Origin of the sequence: Alteraquisediminimonas sediminicola (assembly GCF_019740335.1) — a bacterium.
Classification (GTDB): domain Bacteria; phylum Pseudomonadota; class Alphaproteobacteria; order Sphingomonadales; family Sphingomonadaceae; genus Alteraquisediminimonas; species Alteraquisediminimonas sediminicola.
The window spans coordinates 46,360-72,276 of the sequence record NZ_JAHXZS010000002.1 but is presented as its reverse complement, the minus strand read 5'-3'; the positions used below and the strand labels follow the sequence as shown (position 1 = coordinate 72,276).

General features: G+C 59.6%; 23 protein-coding genes. 17 read left to right on the top strand and 6 right to left on the bottom strand.

Going from position 1 to position 25,917, the window contains the following annotated elements; genetic code table 11:
* The first annotated feature begins 3 nt into the window (after positions 1-3).
* Positions 4-1,551 carry a class I adenylate-forming enzyme family protein gene (locus K6117_RS06385; RefSeq protein WP_221793088.1) on the top strand — a complete coding sequence of 516 codons (1,548 nt, stop codon included), beginning with the start codon at positions 4-6 and terminating at the stop codon, positions 1,549-1,551.
* Entirely contained in the window at positions 1,551-2,777 is a 1,227-nt protein-coding gene (locus K6117_RS06380) for a thiolase family protein (protein ID WP_221793086.1), read from the top strand. The genes K6117_RS06385 and K6117_RS06380 overlap by 1 nt, the downstream gene beginning before the upstream one ends.
* 43 nt (positions 2,778-2,820) lie before the next feature.
* On the opposite strand, the gene K6117_RS06375 is transcribed toward K6117_RS06380, so the two are convergent.
* Together K6117_RS06375 and surE are read right to left on the bottom strand one after the other, a co-directional pair.
* The gene (locus K6117_RS06375) at positions 2,821-3,531 is read right to left on the bottom strand and encodes a GntR family transcriptional regulator (protein WP_221793084.1); all 711 of its coding nucleotides are present in this window, start codon (positions 3,529-3,531) and stop codon (positions 2,821-2,823) included.
* Complete coding sequence (gene surE, locus K6117_RS06370; RefSeq protein WP_221793081.1) at positions 3,528-4,322, bottom strand: 5'/3'-nucleotidase SurE; 795 nt, start codon at positions 4,320-4,322, stop codon at positions 3,528-3,530. Before surE ends, K6117_RS06375 begins: the two co-directional genes overlap by 4 nt.
* 174 nt (positions 4,323-4,496) lie before the next feature.
* Here surE and K6117_RS06365 point away from each other — a divergent pair, with 174 nt between their 5' ends.
* The 4 genes from K6117_RS06365 to K6117_RS06350 are packed head-to-tail and all read left to right on the top strand — an operon-like array spanning position 4,497 to position 7,987.
* Complete coding sequence (locus tag K6117_RS06365) at positions 4,497-5,228, top strand: PEP-utilizing enzyme (protein ID WP_246604915.1); 732 nt, start codon at positions 4,497-4,499, stop codon at positions 5,226-5,228.
* Between the two features lie 4 nt (positions 5,229-5,232).
* Positions 5,233-5,835, top strand: coding sequence for a hypothetical protein (locus tag K6117_RS06360; protein WP_221793079.1), 603 nt, complete (start codon positions 5,233-5,235; stop codon positions 5,833-5,835).
* 5 nt (positions 5,836-5,840) lie between these two features.
* The gene (locus K6117_RS06355; RefSeq protein ID WP_221793077.1) at positions 5,841-7,574 is read left to right on the top strand and encodes a pyruvate, phosphate dikinase; all 1,734 of its coding nucleotides are present in this window, start codon (positions 5,841-5,843) and stop codon (positions 7,572-7,574) included.
* The gene (locus tag K6117_RS06350; RefSeq protein ID WP_221793075.1) at positions 7,571-7,987 is read left to right on the top strand and encodes a hypothetical protein; all 417 of its coding nucleotides are present in this window, start codon (positions 7,571-7,573) and stop codon (positions 7,985-7,987) included. The genes K6117_RS06355 and K6117_RS06350 overlap by 4 nt, the downstream gene beginning before the upstream one ends.
* Positions 7,988-8,074: 87 nt before the next feature.
* Here the strand turns inward: K6117_RS06350 and K6117_RS06345 are convergent, their stop codons facing one another.
* The 3 genes from K6117_RS06345 to K6117_RS06335 are packed head-to-tail and all read right to left on the bottom strand — an operon-like array spanning position 8,075 to position 10,595.
* Positions 8,075-9,058 carry a phosphotransferase family protein gene (locus K6117_RS06345; RefSeq protein WP_221793073.1) on the bottom strand — a complete coding sequence of 328 codons (984 nt, stop codon included), beginning with the start codon at positions 9,056-9,058 and terminating at the stop codon, positions 8,075-8,077.
* A gap of 11 nt (positions 9,059-9,069) precedes the next feature.
* Positions 9,070-10,254, bottom strand: a complete 1,185-nt coding sequence (locus tag K6117_RS06340; RefSeq protein WP_221793071.1) for an Rv3169 family protein — start codon at positions 10,252-10,254, stop codon at positions 9,070-9,072.
* Positions 10,255-10,271: 17 nt separating this feature from the next.
* A complete protein-coding gene (locus K6117_RS06335) occupies positions 10,272-10,595 on the bottom strand; it encodes an EthD family reductase (RefSeq protein ID WP_221793069.1) in 324 nt (107 codons plus the stop codon).
* Between the two features lie 134 nt (positions 10,596-10,729).
* On the opposite strand from K6117_RS06335, the gene K6117_RS06330 reads away from it, so the two are divergent.
* Positions 10,730-11,479 (top strand): SDR family NAD(P)-dependent oxidoreductase, encoded by a 750-nt coding sequence (locus tag K6117_RS06330; protein WP_221793067.1) that lies wholly within the window; start codon positions 10,730-10,732, stop codon positions 11,477-11,479.
* A 48-nt stretch (positions 11,480-11,527) separates the two neighbouring features.
* Here the strand turns inward: K6117_RS06330 and K6117_RS06325 are convergent, their stop codons facing one another.
* On the bottom strand, positions 11,528-12,232 hold the full coding sequence (locus K6117_RS06325) for a GntR family transcriptional regulator (RefSeq protein ID WP_221793065.1): 705 nt from the start codon (positions 12,230-12,232) through the stop codon (positions 11,528-11,530).
* Positions 12,233-12,493: 261 nt separating this feature from the next.
* On the opposite strand from K6117_RS06325, the gene K6117_RS06320 reads away from it, so the two are divergent.
* From K6117_RS06320 to K6117_RS06275, 10 genes are all read left to right on the top strand, one after another.
* Entirely contained in the window at positions 12,494-14,890 is a 2,397-nt protein-coding gene (locus K6117_RS06320) for a TonB-dependent receptor (RefSeq protein ID WP_246604914.1), read from the top strand.
* 210 nt (positions 14,891-15,100) lie between these two features.
* The gene (locus K6117_RS06315; protein WP_221793063.1) at positions 15,101-17,026 is read left to right on the top strand and encodes a linalool dehydratase/isomerase domain-containing protein; all 1,926 of its coding nucleotides are present in this window, start codon (positions 15,101-15,103) and stop codon (positions 17,024-17,026) included.
* A 46-nt stretch (positions 17,027-17,072) separates the two neighbouring features.
* Positions 17,073-17,417, top strand: coding sequence for a hypothetical protein (locus K6117_RS06310; protein ID WP_221793061.1), 345 nt, complete (start codon positions 17,073-17,075; stop codon positions 17,415-17,417).
* A 19-nt stretch (positions 17,418-17,436) separates the two neighbouring features.
* Positions 17,437-18,198 carry an SDR family NAD(P)-dependent oxidoreductase gene (locus tag K6117_RS06305; protein ID WP_221793059.1) on the top strand — a complete coding sequence of 254 codons (762 nt, stop codon included), beginning with the start codon at positions 17,437-17,439 and terminating at the stop codon, positions 18,196-18,198.
* A gap of 294 nt (positions 18,199-18,492) precedes the next feature.
* On the top strand, positions 18,493-19,620 hold the full coding sequence (locus K6117_RS06300) for an acyl-CoA dehydrogenase family protein (RefSeq protein ID WP_221793057.1): 1,128 nt from the start codon (positions 18,493-18,495) through the stop codon (positions 19,618-19,620).
* 12 nt (positions 19,621-19,632) lie between these two features.
* Positions 19,633-20,817: an acetyl-CoA C-acyltransferase gene (locus tag K6117_RS06295; RefSeq protein WP_221793055.1), complete on the top strand. Its 1,185-nt coding sequence runs from the start codon at positions 19,633-19,635 to the stop codon at positions 20,815-20,817.
* Between the two features lie 90 nt (positions 20,818-20,907).
* Entirely contained in the window at positions 20,908-22,083 is a 1,176-nt protein-coding gene (locus K6117_RS06290; protein WP_221793053.1) for an acyl-CoA dehydrogenase family protein, read from the top strand.
* Complete coding sequence (locus tag K6117_RS06285) at positions 22,080-23,147, top strand: phosphotransferase (RefSeq protein ID WP_221793051.1); 1,068 nt, start codon at positions 22,080-22,082, stop codon at positions 23,145-23,147. The genes K6117_RS06290 and K6117_RS06285 overlap by 4 nt, the downstream gene beginning before the upstream one ends.
* A 191-nt stretch (positions 23,148-23,338) precedes the next feature.
* On the top strand, positions 23,339-24,466 hold the full coding sequence (locus K6117_RS06280; protein ID WP_221793049.1) for an Rv3169 family protein: 1,128 nt from the start codon (positions 23,339-23,341) through the stop codon (positions 24,464-24,466).
* A 146-nt stretch (positions 24,467-24,612) separates the two neighbouring features.
* On the top strand, positions 24,613-25,911 hold the full coding sequence (locus tag K6117_RS06275) for a cytochrome P450 (protein WP_246604912.1): 1,299 nt from the start codon (positions 24,613-24,615) through the stop codon (positions 25,909-25,911).
* Positions 25,912-25,917: the final 6 nt, after the last annotated feature.

Below are 25,917 nucleotides of genomic sequence, written 5' to 3'. Positions count from 1 at the left end.
GATATGCGGATGATCGACTATTTCGACCGGGGCGCGCGCATCGCGCACGATCGTCCGTGCATGATCGCCGGGGATGTCAGCCGCACCTATGCGGAAATGTCCCGGCGGACGCATGACATTGGCCGGATGCTGATCGCCGATGGCTTTCCGGCAGGCGCGCATGCGGCGGTGTTGAGCGGCAATGCGATGGTCGCGTTTGAGGCGGTGTTGGGCATCTTGCGCGCGGATGGCGTGTGGGCGATGGCCAATAATCGCGCGAGCGTGTCGGAAAATGCCTATTTGTTCGACCTGCTCGATGTCGATACCTTGTTCGTGCATTCGGATGCGGCGGACCGGATCGCGACATTCCGCGCCGAATGCCCGCGCATCCGCCGCTATATCGCGCTCGATCGGCCATTTGCGGAGGCCGATTTCTATCTTGAAGATCGCATTGCGCCGGGGCCGGACGTGCCGCAGCGCCGGGCGGGCAAGGCCGATGAACTCGGTTTCTTGGGCAATACCGGCGGTACGACCGGTCGTTCCAAGGGGGTGATGCTGACCAATGGCAATTGGCAGGCCTTGGTGTCGAGCCTCGTCGCCTCCATGCCGATGAAAACCCCGCCGGTGAACCTTGTCGCCGCGCCGATGACCCATGCGGCTGGCCCGCTCGCCTTGGCGAGCATGGCACTGGGCGGCACGGTGGTCGTGCTGCCGAAATTCGAACCCGCCGATGTGATCGCCGCGATTGAGCAGCATCGCGTGACCTATATGTTCCTGCCGCCGACCGCGATTTATATGTTGTTGGCGCATCCGGGCGTGCGGGAGGCGGATTTCTCATCGCTCGAATATATTTCCTATGCCGGTGCGCCGATGTCGCTTGAACGGCTTCAGGAAGCGATTGAGGTTTTCGGCCCGGTGATGAATGCGAGCTTCGGCCAGACCGAAGCGCCGATGTGCGTCACGGCGATGCCGCCGCATGAACATTTGAACGCCAAGGGTGAATTGGCCCATCCGGGCAGTTGCGGTCGGCCTAATCTATTGTCGATTGTCGAGATCATGGACGATGACGGCAATATCCTGCCCCCCGGCGAACGCGGCGAAATCGTCGTGCGCGGGCCATTGGTCATGGCCGGATATTACAAGAACCCGGAAGCCACCGCAGAAGTCTCGACCTTTGGCTGGCACCATACCGGCGATGTCGGCATTCGCGACGAGGATGGCTGGTTCTATGTCGTCGACCGCAAGAAGGACATGATCATTTCCGGCGGCTTCAACGTCTATCCGGCGGAGGTCGAACAGGCCTTGCTGGCCCATGAAGATGTGCAGGATTGTGCGGTGATCGGCGTACCTGATGAAAAATGGGGCGAGGCGGTCATCGCCTTTGTCGAGCTACGGACAGGTGTTGCGGGCGATATGCAGGCGATCTTGGACCATGCGCGCGATTTGCTCGGGCCGGTCAAAACGCCGAAGCGGATCGAGCGGATTGAAACGCTCCCCCGCACCAATGCGGGCAAGGTCTCGCGGGCGGAATTACGCAAGCCCTTTTGGGCGCATGTCGGAAAGGCAATATAATGCGGCAGGCTTATGTGATCGGTGTCGGCATGACGCCATTCGGTCGCCATCTCGACAAGAGCCATACGGACCTCACCCAAATGGCGGTGTCGCAAGCCTTTGCCGATTCCGGGGCGCAGGCGAGCGACCTTGGCATGGCGATCTATGCCAATGTGGTGCAGGGCTTTTTCGCGGGCGAAATGTCGGTGCCGGGCGAATATGCGCTGCGGCCCATGGGTATTCAGGGCGTGCGCGTGATGCATATCGAGGCCGCCTGCGCCAGTTCGACCATCGGCTTGCATGTCGCGGTCGATTATGTCCGGGCGGGGCTGGCCGATGTGGTGTTGGTCGTCGGTGTGGAGAAGCTGTACAGCGAAGACCGCGCCAAGCGGTTCGCGGTGTTTCAGCAGCCATTGGATGCGTTGGAAGCCCAGCGTTATATCGACTGTACCCAAGGCATGCTGGCCCCGGCACCTGCGGGCATGGATGGTCCCGGTCCGAACATCATGATGGATGCCTATGCGGCACAGGCGCGACTTTATATGGCGACCTATGGCACGACCCAGCGCCAGATCGCGGCCATTGCGGCCAAGAATCACCATCATTCGCAGTTCAATCCGCTGTCGCAATATCGCAATGCGATGTCGATTGACGAGATCATGGCCGCGCCTGCGGTATCATGGCCGTTGACCGTGCCGATGTGCGCCCCGATCAGCGATGGCGCATCGGCGGCGATTGTCTGTGCCGAGGATGTGCTGTCCCGCTTCAAAGAGGCAAGGCCCGTCAAGGTGCTGGCGGTGGAATCGCAAAGCGGTCAGGATCGCGCGCCCAATGATTATGCCCGGCATGTCACCCGGCTGACGGCGGCACGCGCGTTTGAAAAGGCGGGTCTTGGTCCACAGGACATGCATGTCGCCGAAGTTCATGATGCCAGCTCGTCCGGGGAAATGACCCAGATCGAGGCCTTGGGCCTGTGCGCGCCCGGCCAGTCGGGCTATGATGCCGAAAAGGGCGTGATCGCACTTGGCGGGCGTATTCCGGTCAATGTGTCCGGCGGGCTGGTGTCCAAGGGGCATCCGCTGGCGGCCACCGGTATTGGCCAGATACATGAACTGGTGCAGCAATTGCGCGGCACGGCGGGGCAACGTCAGGTTGAAGGCGCGCGCTTTGCGATTGCCGAAAATTCCGGCGGTTTTTATGGCGTCGAAGACGGGCTGTCCGCCGTCACCATCTTGGGGCGGGTGTAATCTTTGCTTGAACGCCCGGCCCTGATGCGGTCGGGCGGTTCAGTCACTCAACGGCTTGTGGCGGCAACCGATCGACCATCTGGCGGGTCGCCTCGAAATGCGCGCGCACGGCGGCTTCGGCCTTGACGGGATCGCCGCTCAACACCGCTTGCGCGATCAGGCCATAGCCCTCGGCATGTTTGCGCTGTTCTTCATGCGACTGATAGGGGCGGATTTGCGCCCGAAACAGATCGGCCCGGCTTAATGGCGTGACGCGCGGCAGTTCATCATTGCCGGAGATTTCAAACAAGGTGTCGTAAAAGGTCTGGCGGACCAGCATCGGATTGCCGTTGTCGACGCCATTCAAGGACTTGCCGGATGCCTCGACCGCCGCATCGAGCAATCGCCGTTTTTCCAGCGGGGCTTTGGTCGCGCGACGGGCGGCGAGGCTGACCAATTGTTCCAGCACCTCCAGCAGATCGTCGATGGCCCTGCGGTCCAGCCGACAGATATGCGTGCCGCGATAGCGCCCCATCGACACGATGCCGTCGCCATTCAGATGGCGCAGCGCCTCGCGCAATGAACTGCGGCTGATTTGCAGCCGTTGCGTCAGGTCGATTTCGACGAGATGCTGACCCGGCACGAACTGGCTGGTGCGGATGCCTTGGCGAATGATTTCGGCCACGCGTTCGGTCGTCCCCATCGCCCGACCATCGGGGTCGGGCGTGGCAACGGCTGTCCGTTTGGGCGTTTTGGGCTTGACCCCGCCGCTCATCCCTTGACGGTCTCCACACCGTCGAAATGACGGGTGAATTTGTCCATCAGATGATGGGCGGTCATATCAAGCTGCATCGGCGTGATCGATACGGCATTTTCACGCACCGCACCCAGATCGTTATGATCCGCTTCGCCGCCATCCGGAAACGCGATCTTGATCCAGTAATAAGGCACATGGCGCTCATCGACGCGGCGCATCGGCTTGAACGAGCCGGGCGGACGCATGCCCTGCGTTGTAACGCGCACCCCGGTCACGGCATCGGGCGGGCAATTGGGGAAGTTGACGTTGACGAACGTTCCTTTCTCCCATTCCATATCGAGCAAATGCTTGATCACGCCGGGGGCGTATTTCGCTGCCGTGCCCCAATGGATTTCGCTTTGATAGGTGATGATCTGGCTCAACGCGACGGAAGGGATTCCAAGCATCGCGCCCTCAATCGCCGCCGAGGCGGTGCCGGAATAGGTGATGTCCTCCGCCAGATTCGGGCCGCGATTGATGCCGGACAACAGGATGTCCGGCCTGCGGTCGCCCATCAGTTCATATACGCCGAGCAGGGCGCAATCGGTGGGCGTGCCTTTGACGGCGAAATGGCGTTCGTCGCGCTGTTTGATGCGAATCGGGTAGGACAAAGACAGTGAATGGCCCGCGCCCGAACGTTCTTCATCCGGCGCAACCACCCAGACATCGTCGGTAAATTGGCGGACGATCTCCTCCAGCAAGATAATGCCGGGGGCATCAATGCCATCATCGTTCACGATCAGGACGCGCGGTGATGTGGAGGGGGCCAAAATTTTTCTCCTAGGGATTTTATATCAATAAATCTTGTCTAGTGATTCAACACTGGTTCGTCAATATCGTCTGACGATTTCATCTGGCAGATGCTTGACACTGGATGCGGACTGCGGCACTAGATCAAGTCGAAATCACCGATTGGGAGAGTGAGAATGGGTGCCAATTTGCCCATGGATAGGATGCAGCCGACAAAGCCGCCGATGTCGCCCTTGGTCGAGGCCGTATTGAGCATGACCCAGGAAATGGCGCGGGCGAAATTTGCCGAATCGTCGAAGCCCTGGAATGAATTTTGTTTCGATGAAGCGGACAAGGCGATCACCTCGGCTGATTTCGTCGCGATGGAAGAGCGCATCTTGGCGACCGGTTATCGGTTCGATTGGTCGTCCGGCATTTCGGTCGATTGCCGACCTGAAATCTATAAGCCGCGCGGCGAGGGCGGATCGGTGGATGAGAGCTTTTCCCATCCGGACGCGCCGCAGGGCGAACCGGATGAAAACGGGCTGGCGCTTGCGGGCGTGGGCGACAATGTCGTGCGCGCCGATCAGAATATGCGCGGCACCGCGCGGTTCATCCGCACCAATGAACGGGTGCTTGATTATCTCACCAATGGCGTGCCAGCAGGGACCATCGCGATCATCGACGATTCGGGCGGGACATTGACCGCGCCGATCATCGAACAATTCGCGGGCGTGATCTGCGCCGGTGGCACGGTGCGTTCGCACCTTGGCATTCTGACGCGCGAATACAACATCCCCTGCCTGATGAACGCGAAGATCGCGGGCATCAGCGAGGGTGATGAAGTGGTGATCGAAAACAGCGCTATGGCGAAGACGACCGAGGATTATCAGCAGGGCATCGACCGTGTGGCCCGGGTCTGGCGTCTGGTAAAGCAGGAGGCTTGAGATAATGGATAACCGTGATCTGGTGTATCATGGCTTGGCCATCAAGCGCCATGCCGAAGCCCCGGCCATTGCCGAACTGATCGGCCTGCCCAAGGATCATGTCGCAAGCCTGCTCCAGACGGCGGCGGCCACGGGCCGGGCGGTCGAGGCCAAGGGCGCGTATATCCTGAGCCCATTGGCGCGGATTGGTCTGGAAGCGCGTTATGCGCTGCATTTCGGGCATCTGCGCGAGGATAAGGCGTTCAATGCGGCCTATGAATCGTTTGAGCGCATCAATCGCACCCTGAAGCAGGTCATCACCGAATGGCAGACGATTGAAGTTGGTGGCCGCAAGGTCGCCAATGACCATAGCGACAAGGCGCATGATGAGGCGATCATCGATCGTCTGGGCGCGGTGCATGAGCAGGTGGAGACGGTGCTGAATGCGCTCGGGGCCAAGCTGCCGCGCATGAAGATCTATGCCAAGAAATTGCTGCACGCGCTCGAAGCGGCGGAAGATGGCGACCATGAATGGGTCAGCGATATTCGTCGCGAGAGCTATCACACTGTCTGGTTCGAATTGCATGAAGACCTGCTCCGGATCATGGGGCAGGTACGAGAGGAATAGTCCTGATGACTGATTTACGTTGGACCGTCCGTCTGGATGGTTCTTGCCTGCCGGAACGGTCGCTGATCGGTGGCAAGGCATGGTCGGTGGCGCGGATGCGCGCGCTTGATTTGCCGGTGCCGCCTGCCTTTGTGATCACCACAAAGGCTTGTCTCGCCTTTCTTGAACATGGCGATTTCCCGGAAGGGTTGGCGGAAGAAATCGACGCCAATCTGGCGTGGCTCAATCAGGAAACCGGGCGACAGTTCGGCAGCACCGAGCGGCCATTCCTGTTGTCGGTCCGTTCGGGCGCGGCCATTTCGATGCCGGGCATGATGGATACGGTGCTGAACCTCGGCATCGACGATGTCACCGAAAAGGCGCTGGCCGATGAAACGGGCATGGCGGATTTCGCCCATGATACCCATCGCCGCTTTATCGAGCTTTATGCATCGATCGTGCTGAAAACGCCGGTCGAATTGGAAGGCCATGCGACGGCTGCGGAATGGCGGCAGCAGCTTGCGGATGCGGGCGGTGAATTGCCGGCGACCGCGCGCGATTGCCTGACCGGCGCGGTGCGGGCGGTGTTTGAAAGCTGGAACACCCGTCGTGCGCGGCGTTATCGCGAGCATCACAATATCGCCCATGATCTCGGCACGGCGGTGACGGTGCAGGCGATGGTCTTTGGCAATCTCGATGATCGCAGCGGCACCGGGGTGCTGTTCAGCCGCAATCCGTTGACCGGCGAAAATCTGCCTTATGGCGAATATCTGCCGCGCGCGCAGGGCGAAGATGTGGTGTCGGGCAAGTTCACGCCGCTGTCGCTGGCGGCGATGCACGAACTTGACCCGGAGGCGCATGACCAATTGTTGCTGGCGTCGGATCGGCTGGAGCGTGAAAATCGCGACATTCAGGATATCGAATTCACGGTGCAGAGCGGCAAGCTCTATCTGTTGCAGGCCCGTTCGGCCAAGCGCGCGCCGGATGCCGCCGTGCGTTCGGCGGTGGAAATGGTCGCAGAGGGCATGATCGACATCGATACCGCCTTGTCGCGGATCAGCCCGGAGCAGATCAAGACACTGCTCTTGCCAAGGCTGGTGCCGGGCGCAAGCGATGGCGCGGCGGTTGTGGCGCGTGGCGAAGGCGCTTGCCCGGGCGTTGCGACCGGGGTGCTGGTCACCGATCCGGACGAGGCCGAACGCCGTGCAGAGGCGGGTGAGCATGTCATCTTGTTGCGCGCGACCACTAGTCCCGATGATATTCACGGCATGATCGCGGCCTTAGCTGTCGTCACCGAACAGGGCGGGTCCACCTCCCATGCGGCGGTGGTCAGCCGAGCGTTGGGCCGTCCCTGTGTGGTCGGCACCGGTGCGCAGGCGGGCCTGAAAGCGGGCGATGTCGTCACCGTCGATGGCGAGGCGGGCCTTGTTTATGCGGGCGCGCTGGCGGTTGAAATCCCGGATGAACGGGCCGATGCAACCTTGTCGCGGCTGGTCGAATGGGCGAGCGAGCGGTCAAAGGTGCGGGTGGTCCATCCCGATGAAATCGCAGCGGGCGAGACCTATCTCGATGTCGACGATCATCTGGCCGGTGGCGAACTGGATGCCTTGCCGGCATTGCTGGCCGGGGTATCGGCGGCGGGCGGGTTAATGCTCGCCAATCCGGATGCGGCTCGAGTTGCTGCCGCGCAAGGGGTCAAGACCATTGTTACCCAGCCGGTGCTGCCTGCACTGCTGGCCGTGATGGGAGCAGAAGCATGAGCCATGTTGTTCAGGATGCCCGCGCCTTGTTGCGTATGTTCCGTCAATCCGACGCGCGCGACATGCATGTGCGCGTCGGCGATTTCGCGATGTTCATGGCGAAACAGAATGGCGGCGCGAACCCGTTGAAACAGCGAGCGGTGGCGCAACCGTCAGTTGCGGCCGTGGCTGCGCCTGTGGCGGCTGCTGTGCCGCGCACGAATATGCTGACCGCACCGCATATCGCGTCCTTGGTGTCGGCCCTGCCGGTCGGCACGGCGGTTGAGGCCGGTCAGGTGCTGGCCCGGTTGGAATTGTTGGGCGAGTTCATCGACCTTGCCGCCGAAGGGCCGGGCTTTGTCGAAGCGGTGTTCGCCAATGAGCTGGAGCTATTGGAATATGCCGCGCCGATCCTCAAGCTGGTGCTGCATTAATCGTCCGCACCTCGACACTGCCAGAAATGAAAACGGCCACCGATTTGGTGGCCGTTTCCTTTTATGCATGGTCGTTGCGGTGAGGGATCAACCGGCGGCCATGGCCCGTTTCGTGAGCAATTTGAGATAGGCAGGCAATACCGCGCCGAACGCCTGAAAACGCGCGTCCTGCGTTTTGCCGCTGGAGAAGAGATAGGCGCCCAAGGCGATGATCGCGGCGACCTTGGCCTGACCCAGCACTGTATAGCGCGCCATATCGACGGCGGTGCGGCCCGTGCCCTTTTCCCATTCCGCGATCATCCGTTCCGGCGACCACCAGTTGGGCAGTTCGAACCCGGCATCGGCCAATGAGGCCTCGCCTTGATCGTGGAACATCAGGATATAGCCGAGATCGAGCAGAGGTTCTGAAATCTGGGCCATTTCCCAGTCCAGCAATGCCGTCAAACGCCCTTCATGCCACATGCAATTCCCATGTTTGGGATCGCCATGCACCGGGGTCGGTGCGCCGGAAGTGCGCGGCGGCGATTTGACGAGGCTTTCCAGCACCTCGATCAGCGATGCATCGGATTCCGCCGATTTTGCGACGTCCAGCCAATGCTGCGCCTCTTGCTGCACCGTGCGGCTGCCGGGCGGCATATAGGCGACCGGCATATTGTGCAGGCCGATGACGGCATCGAACCATTGGCGGCAGATGCTTTCCGGGGCATTGGCCAGATCGGCGTTAACCCAGTCGGGCAGGGCATATTCAAATGCTTCGCCCGGCACGCATTCCATCAGGAAGAACGGATCGCCGATGACCTTTGGATCTTCGCATAATTCCAGCATGCCCGGCAGCGGCACTCTCGGCGCATGCGCTTTCACCGCAGACAGGATCGCATGTTGGCGAGCCATGTCATATGGCGGCAGCAGGCCCTCTTCCGAGGGCGGCATGCGCAGGATTTCATTCAGGCCCTGAACGAGATAGGTCTCGTTCGAATGGCCGGCGGAAAGCGTCTTGACGCCGGTGATCCGGTCCCCGCGCGGCAGATACGCGCGGAGACCTTCGGCCAATTGATGAACATCACGAGCCATTTTTTATCCCTTTAGATCAGCGAATTTGCCGCCGTCAGCCCCAGTTCCGGATGTGTGCCATGGATGATCGTTTCCATGATGCCATGACCTTTTGCATCGCCTTCCGTGACTGTGATCGGGCAGTCGCGCAATTGGCGAATGCGACGCAGCGTCGGGATATCGAGCGTGTCGGCGAATTTTTCGCCTTCGACTTCGAGTTCGCCCTTCCACGATCCATGCTTCTTGCCGTCAAAGCCGAGATACAGCCCTGGGCCGAGGTGAACGGCGCTCGGGCCACCGACTTCGACCTGCACAGTGCGGGTGCCGCCCTGCATCATGTCGAAATGGACCTCGCCGCCAAGCAGGCGACGGGTGCGGTCATCATAACGCAATTCCGGACGGACGCGCGCGACCTTTTCCTGCGTGCCATCGGGGTGGTTGCAATAGCCCGACGAATAGAAAATCCGGCCCTGTTTCGACATATAATAGAAATGATAGGCGTATTTATCGCCATTCGGCTTGGTCAGCATGAACGGTGACCAGACCAATACGAATTCACCTTCGCCGAACTTGGCATCGCCAAAGTCCGAGGTCGGGCGGATGTCGGGATTATGTGCGCCCACGTCGAGGCGCGTGCCCCAGCTATGGTCGCGATATTCGGTCCATTCTTCCGGCTTGACCTCGATGCGCTCGCCTTCGATTTCGACCCAGCCCGACGGTACGCCGATCTGGTGATAGCGGATCACGTCCGAACCGATGCGGAAGCCGTCGCGTTCGCGCTGCTTGTGGCGGTCTTCGAAGAACGGCACCATTTCAGAGGTGAAAGTGATGTCGTAAGAGATCGGCTGCGCATCGTTCTTGGCGAGGGTGTAACGTACCTTATGCAGCGGTTCGATGACTTCATAGGTGATCGGACCGACCGAGGTGATCGTCGGATCGTCGCGCAGTTCGCGGCTGGCGCGGACGGTCCATTGTTCGCTGCCGCGCGCCACGGCGGCCCAGCCGTCCATCACGCCGCGATTGTGGTAGCGGCCAAGGCCGAAGTCGATCGCCAGCGTGCCGTCCTTGCGGACGATTGCGGACCAGATCTTTTCTGTCCAGCTATGATCTGACGTAGCGGTCGATGCAAAAGTATCCACGATCTGGTGGTTCAGCATCTCGTCGATGTCGAGCAATTGGCCGATGTCATCCATCTGATGTCGCACGATGTTGCGCATGTCAGTTCTCCTTGAAATTATGATGCGGGTTCGTTGGCCGTGCGGCTGATTTGCAGCACGGGCGTAATATCGGTGTAGGCCTTGGTATCGGCGAACAACGCCTCGCCACAGGCCGCGATGGCGGCATCGAAAGCCGCGCGCGTCGGAAAGATCAATTCGCTGATCGCCCAAAAGGGCGGGGGCGCGCCATCAAGGCCGGCAACGCCCAAGGTGAGGCTGAGGCCGGACAGGCCGTGCGGGGTCAGCAGCTTTTCCGCGAAAGGGGCGTGCCGATTGAGATAATAATCGCCATCAAAGCGACTATTCTCGACGTTCGGATATACAGCCGAGATGCGGATCACAAACCTCTCCTATAGTCTTGATTCGCTCAAGTTGAGGTGATGCTAAATGCGTCGGACGATTTCGTCCAGCTATATTGACAGCGGATGTGAGTTTGCAGCACAAATCATGGCAGAAAACATAAAGGATGGATGTAATGACGGGACGGCTTGAAGGTAAAATTGCCATTGTAACCGGGGCGGCCAGCGGGATCGGCCGCGCGATTGTCGAGCGCTTCTGTGTTGAAGGCGCAAAAGTGTTGGCAGTCGATCTGGCCGAGGCGGCGTTGCGGGCGGCGCATGTCGAGGGTGACGGCTTGCGGTTCGTCGCGGTCGATCTCAGCGATGTTGACGCGCCTGCCAAGGTATTGGCGGCGGCACAGGCGCATTTCGGGCGGCTGGATATCCTCATCAACAATGCGGGCATCTGCGAATATCAAACGATTGAAGAGACGACGGACGCCCTTTGGGATCGCACCATCGCTGTCGATCTGACGGCGGTTTTCCGGATGAGCCGGGCGGCGGTGCCCATGCTGCGGCAAAGCGGTCAGGGACGGATCGTCAATACGGCCTCGATCATGGCGGAGCGCCCTTATGGCGGCCTGATCGCCTATATCTCGGCCAAGCATGGCGTGGCGGGCGTAACCAAGTCGCTGGCGGTCGAACTTGGCGCTTATGGCATTACCGCCAATTACGTCATGCCGGGCGCGACCGTGACCGGGATCACCAAGCCGTTGATCGATCAGGATGCGGCGTTGCGGGCGGCCTATGACGATATGGGCGTGTTGGGCCGCATGGCGCAGCCGGAGGAAGTGGCATCTGCATTCCTCTTTCTGGCCTCGGATGAGGCGAGCTTCATCACCGGCCATGGCCTTGCAGTGGATGGCGGGGCGCTGTTGCGGATGTAGTTTTGGGCAAGGGGGCAGGGTATCGCGTCCACCCCCTTCGCACCATATTTAAGACGTCGCGGCGGGGAATGCGCTTTCCGGCAATTCCTGCATGGTTTTTCTGGTGCCGTCGAAATGCTTCTTGACCGCTTTTTCTGCGGCATCCGGATTGTTGGCGATGATCGCGTCCGCAATCATGCGATAGCCGGAGAAGTGGCGTCGACGCTGGGTTTCGGACTGGGCGGTTTCGACCTGTGCGCGAAACAGGTCGGTGCGCGACAAGGGCATGACCCGCGCCAGTTCCTGATTGCCGCCAATCGTGATCATGGTGTTGTAGAAATGCCGACGATGATCAAGATATTGCGCGCGATTGCCGGTCTTGCCCGCATTTTCGATCAGGTCGGCAGCTTCGTGCATATTGTCACGGTCTTTGGCACTCGTGCAGTGGATGGCTGCGAGCCTTGCCGCGAGCCGTGCCAGCGGTTCGAGTGTGTCCAAAAGGTCAAAGATCGATTTGCGGTCAAGGCTCGCAATATATGCCCCTCGATAGCGGTTGAGCGTCACGATGCCCGCAGCGGCCATATGTTTCAGCGCTTCGCGCAAAGAGCCGCGACTGATGCCCAATCTTTGGGTGAGGTCGGGTTCCAACAAATGCTGGCCGGGCACAAATACGCCTGATCTGATGCCCTGTGAAATAGCTTCTGTAACCTTATCGGTCGCGCTGGTGACGGGCGTTGCGATGCTCTTTGCGTTGGAGCTCTCTGAATTCGTCATCTTTGAGAGATTTTCTTTCGGCTGATGAAGGTGATCTGAGACGTTGAACTGTATCAGCCTTCCATATCCGAATGCGCGGGGATCGTCCAGCAAAGTACGAATTTGCCCGATGAGCGGGTTGGACGGGTTCATCTCACGAAATCGTCGAACGATATTGACAGATCGTCTGGCCTGTGACAGTTTCCAGTCAAGCTGCCGCTTTGTGTGTGGTGGCGCCATTGCATCAAGCCTCCAAAGGAGGTGCGCAACAAAGGGAGAAGGATGATGGGGTCTGTCAGCAATTTTTCGCGGTTCATGGGCAGTTCGCTGCTCGTAATCGCTTGCTCCGCCTCGGCGTACGCACAGGATGCGGCACCGGCGGCCAGCGCCAACGATGCGGATTACGGTGAAATCGTCGTCACCGCCAACAAACGCGCCCAGTCCATTAATGACGTTGGTCTGTCGATCACGGCAGAAACGGGCGATACGCTGTTGCAGCGCGGTATTTCCTCACCGACCGACCTTGGCAAGATCGTGCCGGGTCTTACGGTGCAACCGTCCCCATTCAACACGCCGGTCTATACGCTGCGCGGTGTTGGCTTCTATGAAACCACCTTGTCTGCCGCCCCGACCGTGGCAGTCTATACCGACGAAGTGGCGCTGCCTTTCAGTGCGACCACCCGTGGCGCGGCCTTTGATATTGAGCGCGTTGAAGTGCTGAAAGGTCCGCAGGGCACACTGTTCGGCCAGAACACCACCGGCGGCGCGATCAACTATATCGTTGCCAAGCCGACCGATAAATTTTCGGCGGGCGCCGATGCCAGCTTCGGTCGTTTCGCGACCACTGATGTGCAGGGCTTTGTCAGCGGGCCACTGGCCGACACCGTGAAGGGCCGCATTGCCGTCCGTACGATCCAGTCGGGCACTTGGCAGAAGAGCTACACCCGTTCGGATGATCTGGGTAAGCAGAACATGCTGCAAGGTCGTATCCTGTTGGATTGGCAGGCCTCGGACAAGCTGAAGTTCGAACTCAACGCCAATGGCTGGCGCGACAAGGGTGATACTCAGGCGGCGCAGTTGATCGAAGACACTTGCGGCGCATCGACCGCCGGCACCTGCGGTAGCCCGGATGCGACGAACTTCCGCAACTATCCGCGCAGCCCGCGCAATGCGCGTGCCGCCGATTGGGGCTATGGCATCTTCGGTCGCCGCCCGCAGCGCGATGATCGTTTCTATCAGCTCAGCCTGCGTGGCGATCTGGAGTTGAACGACAATCTCACGCTGACCTCGATCACGGCCTATTCCGATTACAAGACGGACTCGGTGCAGGATTTCGATGGTTCGACGTATTTTTCGGTCGATACCAACACTACCGGCTACATCAAGGATATCTCGCAGGAAGTCCGCATCAGCGGGACTTATGATCGCGTGAACTTCATCCTTGGTGGTAATTACAACAAGTCGAAGACCTTCGACCGCTTGTTCTACAACTTCAGCGAAGGCCCATCATCGAACCCATTGTACATGATTCCGGGTGCTGCACGCGGTTTGCTGACGTTCAACTATTCCGATCAGGATGTGAAGAACGTGGCCGTCTTCGGTAACGTGGAATTCAAAGTGACCCCGGAACTGACATTGCTCGCCGGTGCGCGTTATACCGACAGCAAGCGCAGCTTCGAAGGTTGCACGAACGATTTCGGCGGAGGCACGGCGACTTGGTGGAACCAGATTTTCGCGACGCGTGATAATCTGGGTAACATCACGAGCTACAATACCAATGTGCAGCCGGGCGGTTGCCTGACCTTTACCAAAACCTTCCCGGTCATCTTCGATCCGGCTGTTTTTGATAATTTGAACGAAGACAATGTCTCTTGGAATATCGGTCTCAACTACAAGACGCCGGGCGATACCTTGCTCTATACCCGCGTCAGTCGGGGCTATAAGTCGGGCAGCTTCCCGACGGCATCGGTGGCCAGCTACACCGGCTATGTGCCGGTGAAGCAGGAATCCGTGACCGCTTATGAACTGGGTGCAAAGGGACCGCTGCTTGGCCGTGCCCTCGAATATGCGGTCGCCGGTTTCTATTATGACTATCAGGACAAGCAGCTGCGCGGTCGTAAGCCTGACGCTGTGTTCGGGACTTTGGACGGTCTGGTCCAGATTCCGAAGAGCCGCATCTGGGGTGTCGAAGCATCGATCACCGCCCGTCCGATCGAAGGCCTGCGCCTGAACGTCGGTGGTACCTATATCGATACGAAGATCACGGAGTTCGAAGGCTATGACGCCTTCGGGGTGCTGGCCAATTTCGCGGGTCAGAAATTCCCTTATGCGCCCAAGGTCACGATTGTGGCTGACGCCGAATATAAAACAGCACTGAGCGGCAATGCGGATGGGTATTTCGGCATTTCCGCAACCCACAACTCCAAGAGCACCACCGCACTGGCCAACACCACCACGCAATATGTCACGGCGGATCCGCGCTTCATCATGAAGGCGTACACATTGGTGGACCTGCGTGCCGGTGTTGAATTCCCGGGCAGCAATGTCCGCGCCGGCGTCTATGTCCGCAATGTTGGCAATGTCTATTACTGGACCAACACACAGGACAATCTGGCGTCGATCTCCCGCTTTGCGGGGATGCCGCGGACCTATGGTCTGCAGGTTAGCTGGCGCTATTGATCGTATATTAAGCGTATCTGCAACCTCGTGGCGTTTCGACGTCACGAGGTTGCGCGTTAAACATAATCGTCATACGATGATGGTCAAATTAATGGCCCACAGAAGGCCTGATTCTTGTCTCTGTCCTACATTGTCCGGCGCTTCGGCACCTATCGCTGATCTTGCCCGATACGCGCAGAGCCAAGGTCGCCAGATTTGCAGGAGAGTGGAATGGACGGCGCGCATAGGCCCATAGAAGAGAATGCCGACAATCCTTCGGGTGCCGGGGAGCCGCGCCGACTGATTGACCGCATTCCGGCAATTCCCGAACGTAAATCCCTGCATGGTCCGCTGACCGCGCGACGGTTGCGGCGCTTTTATGCGTTTCTGGCGCTTGAGTTTCTTCTTGGCATTTCGCCGATCCTGCTGGGCATGAGCACACAGTGGAAGGCGTTCGGCCTTGGGATGATTTTCCCGGGCGCGGGCTTCCTCTATGCCGGTGGTATTGCGGGGCCGTTGTTCGCGGCGCTCTCGGTCGCGGCATTCACCGTCATCATGTTTATCTGGTGGGCGCGTGGCGTGATCGTCGGGCCGCCGGGCGTATTGCTCGGCACGGCCTTGCTGTCGGCGGCATGGATCGAGGGCAAACAAGGCGTAAGCTGGATGGAAACCGCGCTGCCTGTCGCGGTGGCCGCGCTGCATCTCTATCTGGCTTATGGTCGCAGACAAGAATTCGCCGCCGCCAAGGCTCGCGGTGCCGCGTTGAATGAGGTGATCACCAAGGCCGAGCCTTTGTTGCGCGATTATCCGGTCGTGGCCGCCGAGGAAATGCCCGCAGGCCAGATTGGCGAATATCGCCGGATGCTCGATCTTGCGCTGCAACCGGTCGATAGCTGGAACGGCTTTTCGATGGACGACACATGGCAGGATGGGGCGTTGCGCTACCAGATCTGCACGATGTCGTGGAATCTTGCGCTGGGCCAGTACACGCAATTGCCTGCGTTCCATGGCTATCTCAACACAGCGCAGGAAAATCTGATCCACAAGCACATTGACCGCAACACATGGAATTATTGGTATTGGGAAAGCCTGTGGGGCAATTTCCAACTTGAGAAGAACCCGGTTACCACCGACAATATCATGCTGTCCGGTTTCCTTGGGGTGTCGCTCGGCATGTTCGAAACCGCGAGCGGGACATCGCCGTTCAAGGCACCGGGCGCATTGACCTTCCGCTGGGATGAAAACACCGCCTTCCCGTATAGCCATGAAACGCTGATGGAAGAGGTGGTCAAAAATTATAAGCGCTATGATTATGGCTGGTTCCCGTGCGAACCGCGCTGGATTTATTCGATGTGCAATCTGGTCGGGCGCACGGCGCTCGCCTTCCATGATGCGCGTCACAACACGCATTTCATCGACGCGGTCGGTGATCGGTTTGAACGGACGATGGAAGAGGAAATGATGCTGGCCGATGGCCGGATCAAGGTCTGCACCTCATCGCCCTTCGGTTTTCAGGTGCCGAGCCTGTCCGGCTTGTTTGGCGAGACCTGGGGCATTCGTTTCCTGACGCCGCACGCCCCGGAACAGGCCGAACGCCTGTGGCAGATTCTCAAAAATGACTATATTTCGGTCAAGCCCGATGGCCAGTTGGATTTCAAGCTGTTGCCGCTCGGTTGGGATACGCGTAAGCCTGCGGACTTCTCCAAATGGCCGGAACTGAACCCGTTGATCATGACGCTTTGGGCCGCGCTTGAAATGGGTGACGAGCCGATCATCAATGCGACCACCCGCACGATCGATCAGCGTTATGGCGAGGGTCTGGCCGCGTCGATGACATGGAGCCGTCGCAACACGGTGCGCGACATGGTCAACAAGGGCCTGCCCGAGGCATGGGCCAAGGGACCGATCATCGAAAAGGCCGTATATCCGGAGGCGATCATCACCCGGGCCGTCACCGATGGTCAGGCATTGGAGGCCGTCATCCATCCGGGTGCGCAAGGCGGCAAGACCAGCATCGGCCTTAGCCGCCTGAAACCGGGCGGGAATTACCGACTATTGCAGACCGGTGAACAATTCACGGCCTCAACAGATGGGCGTCACCAATTGGATATCATCCTGCCGGGCAGGACCGAAATCCACATCGTGCCGGTGGTTTGATCCGATGGCCTGCTGCATCCTCGCCGCCTTTTTGATCGCCCAATGCATGGCGACATTAAGGCGCTGGGGTGTGTTCTGGCATTTGCTGCCGGTGCCGGAGGGGGAAAGCCCGGATACGGCGCTGACCCGCCTTAATGCATGGTTGCGGCGGCCACGGGTGCGGGCGGGTATCGCCTGTGCCGTCATGGTTGAACTGACGGTGCTGGGTGCTTGGGTCTATGTGGAACATGGCCGCCATATTGCCGAATTTGCCGATGTCCAATGGGCGCATCTCCATGGCGAGAGGGTGGTCTATGCCAAGGTCTGCGACCAGACCGGCCAGACGAGCATCCGCATGGTGCTGGAAGAAATGCGCCGCAACGGGGTGGCGACGCGCCAGACGCAAATCTGAGCGCGGATCGAAATTAGGAATGATGATGGAATTTCAGGATCAGGTCGTCTTGGTGACCGGCGGTTCCAAGGGTATTGGCAAGGCCGTGGCGATGCTGGCCGCCAAGCGGGGCGCGGCGGTGATTATTGTCGGGCGCAGCCTTGGGGCGCTTAACGATACGGCTGATGAAATCCGGGCGGCCACCGGGGCAAGGCTGGTGACGGTCGCGGGCGATGTGGCCGATGCCGATACAGCGATCCGGGCCGTGGCGCAGGCGCGGGACCATTTCGGGCGGCTGGATGTGGTCGCCAATATCGCGGGCGCATTTCCGACGGCCTTGCTGGAAGATACGACCGAGGCCGATTTTGCCGAAACGATCGATATCAATTTGAAAGGCACGTTTCTGATGTGCCGTGAAGCCCTGCCGTACCTGCGCCAACAGGGCTGGGGGGCGATTGTGAACATGTCGTCGACCGCCGCGCGTTTCCCGACGCCGGGCCTGTCGGTCTATGGCGCGAGCAAGGCCGGGGTCGAGGCCTTCACCCGCGCCATTGCCAATGAGGCCGCGCCCCACATCCGCGTGAATGCGGTATCGGCCGGTCCCACCATGACCGAAACCGTGGCCGCCTTGATGGCGGTGGATCAGACCGGGGCGGTAGACGCGGTGACCAAATCGCTGCCGCTCGCGCGTCTGGCCGATCCGGATGAAATTGCCGAGGCCGTGCTGTTCCTCGCGTCATCACGCGCGAGTTTCATCACCGGCCAGATATTGCAGGCCAATGGCGGGGGCATCATGGCCTGATCGGCCAAGTGCATGCCTGACGTTTCGGCGCAAGAAACATCAAAAATCGCATCAATGCCGGATAAAGCCATGGGCGGGGATTGCCGCTACACAAGCGGATATGGCGATGCCCCGCCCGCATTTTGATCGAATGACCGGCACGCGTTTGGGCTGGAACCAGTGCCAGAGCAAGTGTCTTAGGCGCGAAAATTTTTGACAGCAGCCTGTCTTCGCGCTTATGCATTGTCCGACGATATCGACTGACCAGAATGTCATTTGAACATCAGGTCAATTTCAGTTTGGCAAGGAGGAAGCGTGCTTCTCAGCGACACTCAAACCGCAATCCGGGATTCTGTCCGGGCGTTTGCGCAATCCCGTATTTTGCCGGAAAGCCGGGCTTTTGAGGCGGCGGGCGGCTATCCGCCGACGCTGTTCGAAGAATTGGCCCGTCTTGGCCTGATGGGCATGACCGCCCCCGAATCCTTTGGCGGGGCCGAGACGGATTATGTGTCCTATGCACTGTCCCTGATCGAAATAGCGGCCGCCGATGGCGCGCTTTCGACGATCATCAGTATTCAAAACAGCCTGATCGTTTCCGGCCTGTTGAAGGATGGGACAGCGGCGCAGCAGCAGCGTTTCCTGCCGGACCTGATCGCGGGCCGGATGGTTGGTGCTTTTGCGCTGACCGAAACGGATGCGGGGTCCGATGCCTCGGCCATTCGCACCCGGGCGGAAAAGGTCGAGGGCGGTTATCGCCTGAACGGGGCCAAGCAGTTCATCACCTCGGGCAAGATCGCCGGGGTGACCATCGTCTTTGCGGTGACGGACCCGGCGGCGGGCAAACGCGGCATTTCCGCCTTTATCGTGCCGACCGATCGCCCCGGTTATATCGTGGACAAGGTCGAACATAAATTGGGGCAGGCGGCTTCCGACACCTGCGCGATTCGCTTTGAAGACCTGTTTATCGAGGACGATCTGCGGCTGGGGGCCGAAGGCGCGGGCTATGGCATTGCGCTGTCCAATCTGGAGGCGGGGCGGATCGGCATCGCGGCGCAATGCGTCGGCATGGCGCAGGCCGCGCTCGACATTGCTGTCGCTTATGCCAAGGACCGCAAAAGTTTCGGCAAGCCGATTATCGAGCATCAGGCGGTGGGATTCCGTCTCGCCGATCTCGCCACCCGATTGGAGGCGGCGCGTCAGTTCGTCCTGTCGGCGGCGGCGTTGAAGGATGCGGGCGAGCCGTGCCTGACACAGGCGTCGATGGCGAAATTGTTCGCATCGGAAGCAAGCGAGGCCGTGGTTTCGGGCGCGATCCAGACCCTTGGGGGCTATGGCTATCTCGAAGAGTTCGGCATCGCCAAAATCTATCGCGATGTCCGCGTCTGCCAGATTTACGAAGGCACGTCGGATATCCAGCGCATGGTCATTGCGCGCGCATTGTAAAGGAAGACGGTTATGACAGCAGATCCCATCGTGATCATCGGTTTTGCCCGCACGCCGATTGGCGGTTTCATGGGCGCATTGTCGTCGCTCACCTCGCCGCAACTGGGCGCGATTGCGGTCAAGGCGGCGGTCGAGCGGTCGGGCGTCGCACCGGATCAGATCGACCGCATCTATATGGGCTGCGTGCTGGCGGCGGGCCTTGGTCAGGCACCGGCGCGCCAAGCCGCATTGGGCGCTGGCCTGCCGACTTCGGTGGAGGCGACGACCCTCAACAAGATGTGCGGTTCGGGGATGCAGGCCGCGATCATGGCGGCAGAGGCGCTGGCCGCCGGTTCGGTCGATGTCATCATCGCGGGCGGCATGGAAAGCATGAGCAATGCGCCCTATGCCCTACCCAAGCATCGCAAGGGCGCGCGGATCGGCCATGATGTCGTGATCGACACGATGATGATGGACGGGCTGGAAGATGCCTATACGCCGGGCAAGGCGATGGGCGCCTTTGCCGAAGATAGCGTCGGCGATTATAAATTCACCCGTGAGATGCAGGACGCTTATGCGATCCGTTCGCTGGAACGCGCCAATGCCGCCATTGCCAGCGGGGCCTTTGCCGGTGAAATCGTGCCGGTCAATTTGTCGCAGGGCGGCAAGGAGCAATTGGTCGAACAAGACGAACAACCGGGCAAGGCGCGACCGGATCGTATCCCGCATCTGAAACCGGTCTTTGCCAAGCAAGGCACGATCACGGCGGCCAATGCGTCGTCGATCTCGGATGGCGCGGCGGCATTGGTGATGACGCGGCAGAGCGTAGCCGACCGTCTTGGCCTGAAACCCATTGCCAAAATCGCCGCCCATGCGGCCCATGCCCATGAACCGGGCCTGTTCACCACGGCCCCGGTCCCGGCGATGCAGAAGGTCATGGCAAAGCTCGGTTGGACGGTCGACGATGTCGATCTGTTCGAGGTGAACGAAGCCTTTGCGGCGGTGGCGATGATTGCCGCGACCGATCTCGCGATCCCGGATGACAAGATCAACATTCATGGCGGCGCGACGGCGCTTGGCCATCCCATCGGCGCAAGCGGCGCGCGCATTCTCACTACCTTGATTTCGGCGCTGCAACAGCGCGGCGAAAAGCGCGGCATTGCCAGCCTGTGCATCGGTGGCGGCGAAGCGACGGCGCTGGCGGTCGAACTCATTTAAGAGAGGATATTTCATGCAGTTGAACAATGTCGCCGCGAATGTCGCGGGTGGGGCATCCGGCCTTGATGGTGCGATCCGCAGGGGTGCGAAATGATCGGGGTCGGCCCGGAACGCACGGCAATCATCGCCGATCAGGTCGAAGCGTTCGTCCGCAATGTGGTGGTGCCTTATGAAAAAGACCCGCGCCGCGATCATCACAATTGCCCGACCGATGAATTGGTCAATGAACTGCGCGAAAAGGCGCGGGCCGCTGGCGTATTGACGCCGCACATTCTGGCGGACGGCACGCATCTGTCGCAGCGCGAGACGGCGGTGGTGTTGATCCGTTCCGGCCTGTCGCCATTGGGGCCGCTCTCGTGCAATACGGCAGCGCCGGATGAGGGGAATATGTATCTGCTCGGCAAGGTCGGCAGCCCCGCATTGAAGGAACGGTTCCTTGATCCGCTTGTCAACGGGCAGGCGCGTTCCGCCTTCTTCATGACCGAACCGGCGGAAGATGGCGGCGCAGGCTCCGACCCATCCATGATGAAAACCACGGCAGTGCTGGATGGCAATCATTGGGTGGTGAATGGCCGCAAGGCGTTCATTACCGGGGCCGAAGGGGCAAAGGTCGGCATCGTCATGGCCAAATCGGCCGATGGCGCGTGCATGTTCCTTGTCGACCTGCCCGATCCGGCGATCCAGATTGAACGCGTGCCGAACACCATCGATAATTCGATGCCGGGCGGTCATGCGGTGGTGAACATCGAAAATCTGCGGATTCCGGCGGATCAGATGCTGGGCAATAGCGGCGAGGGCTTCACCTATGCGCAGGTCCGCCTGTCGCCCGCCCGCCTGTCGCATTGCATGCGCTGGCTTGGGGCCTGCATCCGCGCGCATGAAATCGCGACGGATTATGCCAATCGCCGGATGGCATTCGGCAAGGTCCTGATCGACCATGAAGGCGTTGGCTTTATGCTGGCGGAAAATATGATCGATCTGAAACAGGCCGAATTGATGATCGACTGGTGCGCGGGCGTGCTTGATGGTGGGTCGCTTGGTACGGTCGAAAGCTCGATGACGAAGGTGGCGGTGTCCGAAGCGTTGATGCGTGTCGCCGACCGCTGCGTGCAGGTGATGGGCGGCACCGGCGTGACCGATGACACGATCGTCGAACAGGTGTTCCGCGAAATCCGCGCGTTCCGCATTTATGATGGCCCGACCGAGGTGCATAAATGGTCATTGGCCAAGAAGATCAAGCGGGATTGGAAAGGCCAGCACGGATGAGCGCTGTCAATGACGATGCCAACGCCGGTACGACGGTGGTGCGTGAGGCGCATCGCTTTGATGAAGCGGCGCTTGCGCGTTGGCTGGAGGCCAATGTCGAGGGCTATCAAGGCCCGTTGACGGTCGAGCAGTTCAAGGGCGGGCAATCCAACCCGACCTATAAATTGGTGACGCCGGGGCGGTCTTATGTGCTGCGGCGCAAACCGCCGGGAAATCTGGTGAGCGGTGCCCATGCGGTCGAGCGCGAGGCGCGGATTTTGTCGGCGCTTGGCCCGACGGGTTTTCCGGTGGCGCGGGTCTATGGCCTGTGCACCGATGAAAATGTCATCGGGACCTGGTTCTTCGTCATGGAAATGGTCGAGGGCCGGATTTTCTGGGATGCGACTTTTCCGAATGTCAGCCGCGAAGAACGCCCGGCCTATTTCGAGGCGATGAACAAGACCCTTGCTTCATTGCATCAGGTGGACCCGGAGGCGGTCGGCCTTGGCGATTATGGCAAGGCGGGCAATTATTTCGCCCGCCAGATCAGCCGGTGGTCTCGGCAATATCTCGAAGATGAAGACGCCGGACGCGATCAGGATATGGACCGGCTGATTGAATGGCTGCCCGCCAATATCCCGGAGGGCGATGAAGTCAGCATCGTCCATGGCGATTTCCGCTGCGACAATATGATCTTCCATCCGAGTGAACCGCGCGTGCTGGCGGTGCTGGATTGGGAATTGTCGACGCTGGGCCATCCGCTCGCGGATTTCGCTTATCATGCGATGATGTACCGGATGCCGCCGAATATCGTCGCGGGGCTGGCGGGTGCCGATCTGGAGGCGCTCAATATTCCGTCGGAACAGGATTATGTCTCGGCGTATTGCCGTCATACCGGGCGCACATCAATGCCGGGCTATGACTTTTATATCGCCTTTAATTACTTCCGACTGGCCGCGATTTTTCATGGGATCAAAGGCCGGGTGCTGCGCGGCACCGCATCATCCGCCCATGCGAAGGAACGGGCGAAGAGTTTCCCCATATTGGCGCGACTGGCGCGGGAAGCGATGGAGGCTTGTGGATGACATGCGGCCATGCGTGCCTGTAGGTTTTGGCGGGTTTGGCGTAATGCCCTTTTTAAAATGGGGCGGATGGCATGGCTATAGACGGATTTCTGTCCATAGCCACGCCATCTCACCGGGGTTACGCCTTGTGATGGATTGAGATTGGCGCAGACCATAGCCCGCGCCCTTTTGAACAGAGACGAGGACCTGAGATGCTCATTAAATATGACGATTACCCGCTTCATCAAACGGCGGAGCCGCTGTCTTACCTCGCCACCAGCGATCGCAATGCCTATGCCCGTTATTGGTATAATGGCTATGATTTCGATGGCGAATTCTATTTCGGCATTGCCTTTGCCATGTATCCCAATCGCGAAGTGATGGATGGCGCGGTCTCGATCGTGCGCAAGGACGGGACGCAGGACAGCTTCCGCGCCTCGCGCCGTCTGCGCGGCGATCGGACCGAAATGTATGCCGGGCCGATGCGCCATGAGATCGTCGAGCCGATGAGCACAGTGCGGGTCGTGGTGGAAGAAAATGATACCGGCTTTACCTGCGATCTGACCTTCCACGCTAATACGGTCGCCCATGAAGAGCCTGCGGATCATATGAAACAGGGCGTGCGCACTGTGGCGCAGATGAAGCGTTTCAGCCAGTTCGGTAAATGGTCGGGCCATATCACCGTCAATGGACGCCGCCAGGAAATCAACGCCGACACGACCTATGGCACCAAGGATCGTTCCTGGGGCTGGCGTTGGACGGGCGAGCCGGAGGCCGGTATTTCGCGCGATCAGCCGGAACAGTTTTTCTGGCTATGGGCGCCGCTGCATTGGCAGGATCGCTGCACCCATTGGGGCCAGCATGAATATGGCGATGGCAAGCGCTGGAAAGAATTCGCCCAGATTTTCCCGACCCATCCGATCAAGTCGAATTTCGACACGCTCGCGGAGCATGAGGTGGAAGAGGTCATTTGTGGGGAGCATCGCCTCACCTTCGTGCCCGGTACGCGCATGTTGGGACGTTCGGAAATCGATACGATCTACAAGGATGGCCGCAAGGAAACCTTCGTGCTGGAGCCGATGTTGCGCTATCACATGATCGGTACCGGCTATAACCATCCGACATGGGGGCATGGCTTCTTCAAGGGGGAGGAAGCACATACGCTGGAAAGCTGGAACATCAACGATCTCGATGTGAACGCGCCGCAATATCTCCATGTCCAGCATGTCGTCCGCGCGACCTGTGGCGACAAGGTGGGCGTGGGGGCGTTTGAACAATATATCACCGGCCCACACCAGCGTTATGGTTTGACTGGCTTTCTCGACCCTGTGAAGGGTTGAGGTCGATGAGGGGGCGTCTCGATCAAGAGATGCCCCTTGATTGCGTGTGCGCCCAACAATCTGTGCTGCGCCGGTGGGGCGCAAGAAATGTCAAAAACGGTATCAATTCCATGTAAAGCCATAGGGCTATATTACGGCTAAGTCTTATGGATAAAGGTGCGTCAACAAGCGCCTATCAAGCTGAAATCCTGTTTGGAGAGGATGACGACATGGGCGCAGGAAATGCCAACACCCCCGATCTGCGTGATAGCGACCTGTACGTCGATCATGCGCCATATGAAGTCTTTGCCGCGCTTCGCAAATCCGATCCCGTCTATTGGAATCCGGAAGATGACGGACCGGGCTTTTGGTCGCTGACCAAATATGACGATATCGTCGAAGTGTCGCGCCAGCCCTTGTTGTTCTCGTCGGCCCATGAGAATGGCGGCCATCGGATTTTTAACGAAAATGAAATCGGTCTGACCGGATCGGGGCAATCGGCCATCGGCATTCCGTTCATCTCGATCGATCCGCCGGTCCATACCCAATATCGCAAAGTCGTGATGCCGGCGGTTGCGCCGGGACGGCTGGCCGGGATTGAAGAGCGGGTGCAGCAGCGCTGCGCCATGTTGCTGGACAAAGTGCCTTTAGGGGAAACGGTGGATATCGTGCCGTTGTTGTCTGCGCCCTTGCCGCTGTTGACCCTGTGCGAATTGTTCGACCTGCCGTCCGATATGTGGGAATCCTTATACGAATGGACCAATGCATTCGTGGGCGAGGATGACCCGGATTTCCGCCAGTCGCCTGAAAAGGTCGCGGCCATTTTCGGCGCGTTTTTTGCCTTTGCGCAAGAGTTGTTCAACGATCGCCGGGCCAATCCCGGCAATGATCTCGCCACCTTGTTCGCGAATGCGGAGATCAACGGCAAGCTGGTCGACTATAAGGAATTTCTCGGCAATATGGTGCTGGCATTGGTCGGCGCGAATGAGACGACGCGTAATTCGATCAGCCATACGATTGCCGCCTTTGCCGCCAACCCGGATCAATGGGATCTTCTGCGGGCCAAGCCGGAGTTGCTTAATACGGCGGTGCGGGAAATGGTGCGTTATGCCAGCCCGGTCATGCATATGCGGCGCACCGCAACGGCGGACACGGAAATCCGGGGCCAAAAGATTGCCAAGGGGCAGAAAGTCGTGATGTGGTACATCTCCGGCAATCGCGACGAAGATATTTTTCCGGATGCGGATCGCTTCGATATCAGCCGCGGCAATATCCAGCATTTGGGCTTTGGCAGTGGTCAGCATGTGTGCGTGGGCTCGCGGCTTGCCGAGATGCAGTTGCGCGTGGTGTTCGGGCGGCTGCTGCCCTATGTTCAGCGCTTCGAAATCACGGGGACGCCGCGCCGGTTCAGGTCGAATTTTATCAATGGCTTGAAAAATCTGGACGTGAAAATGGTCCCGGCATGACATTCG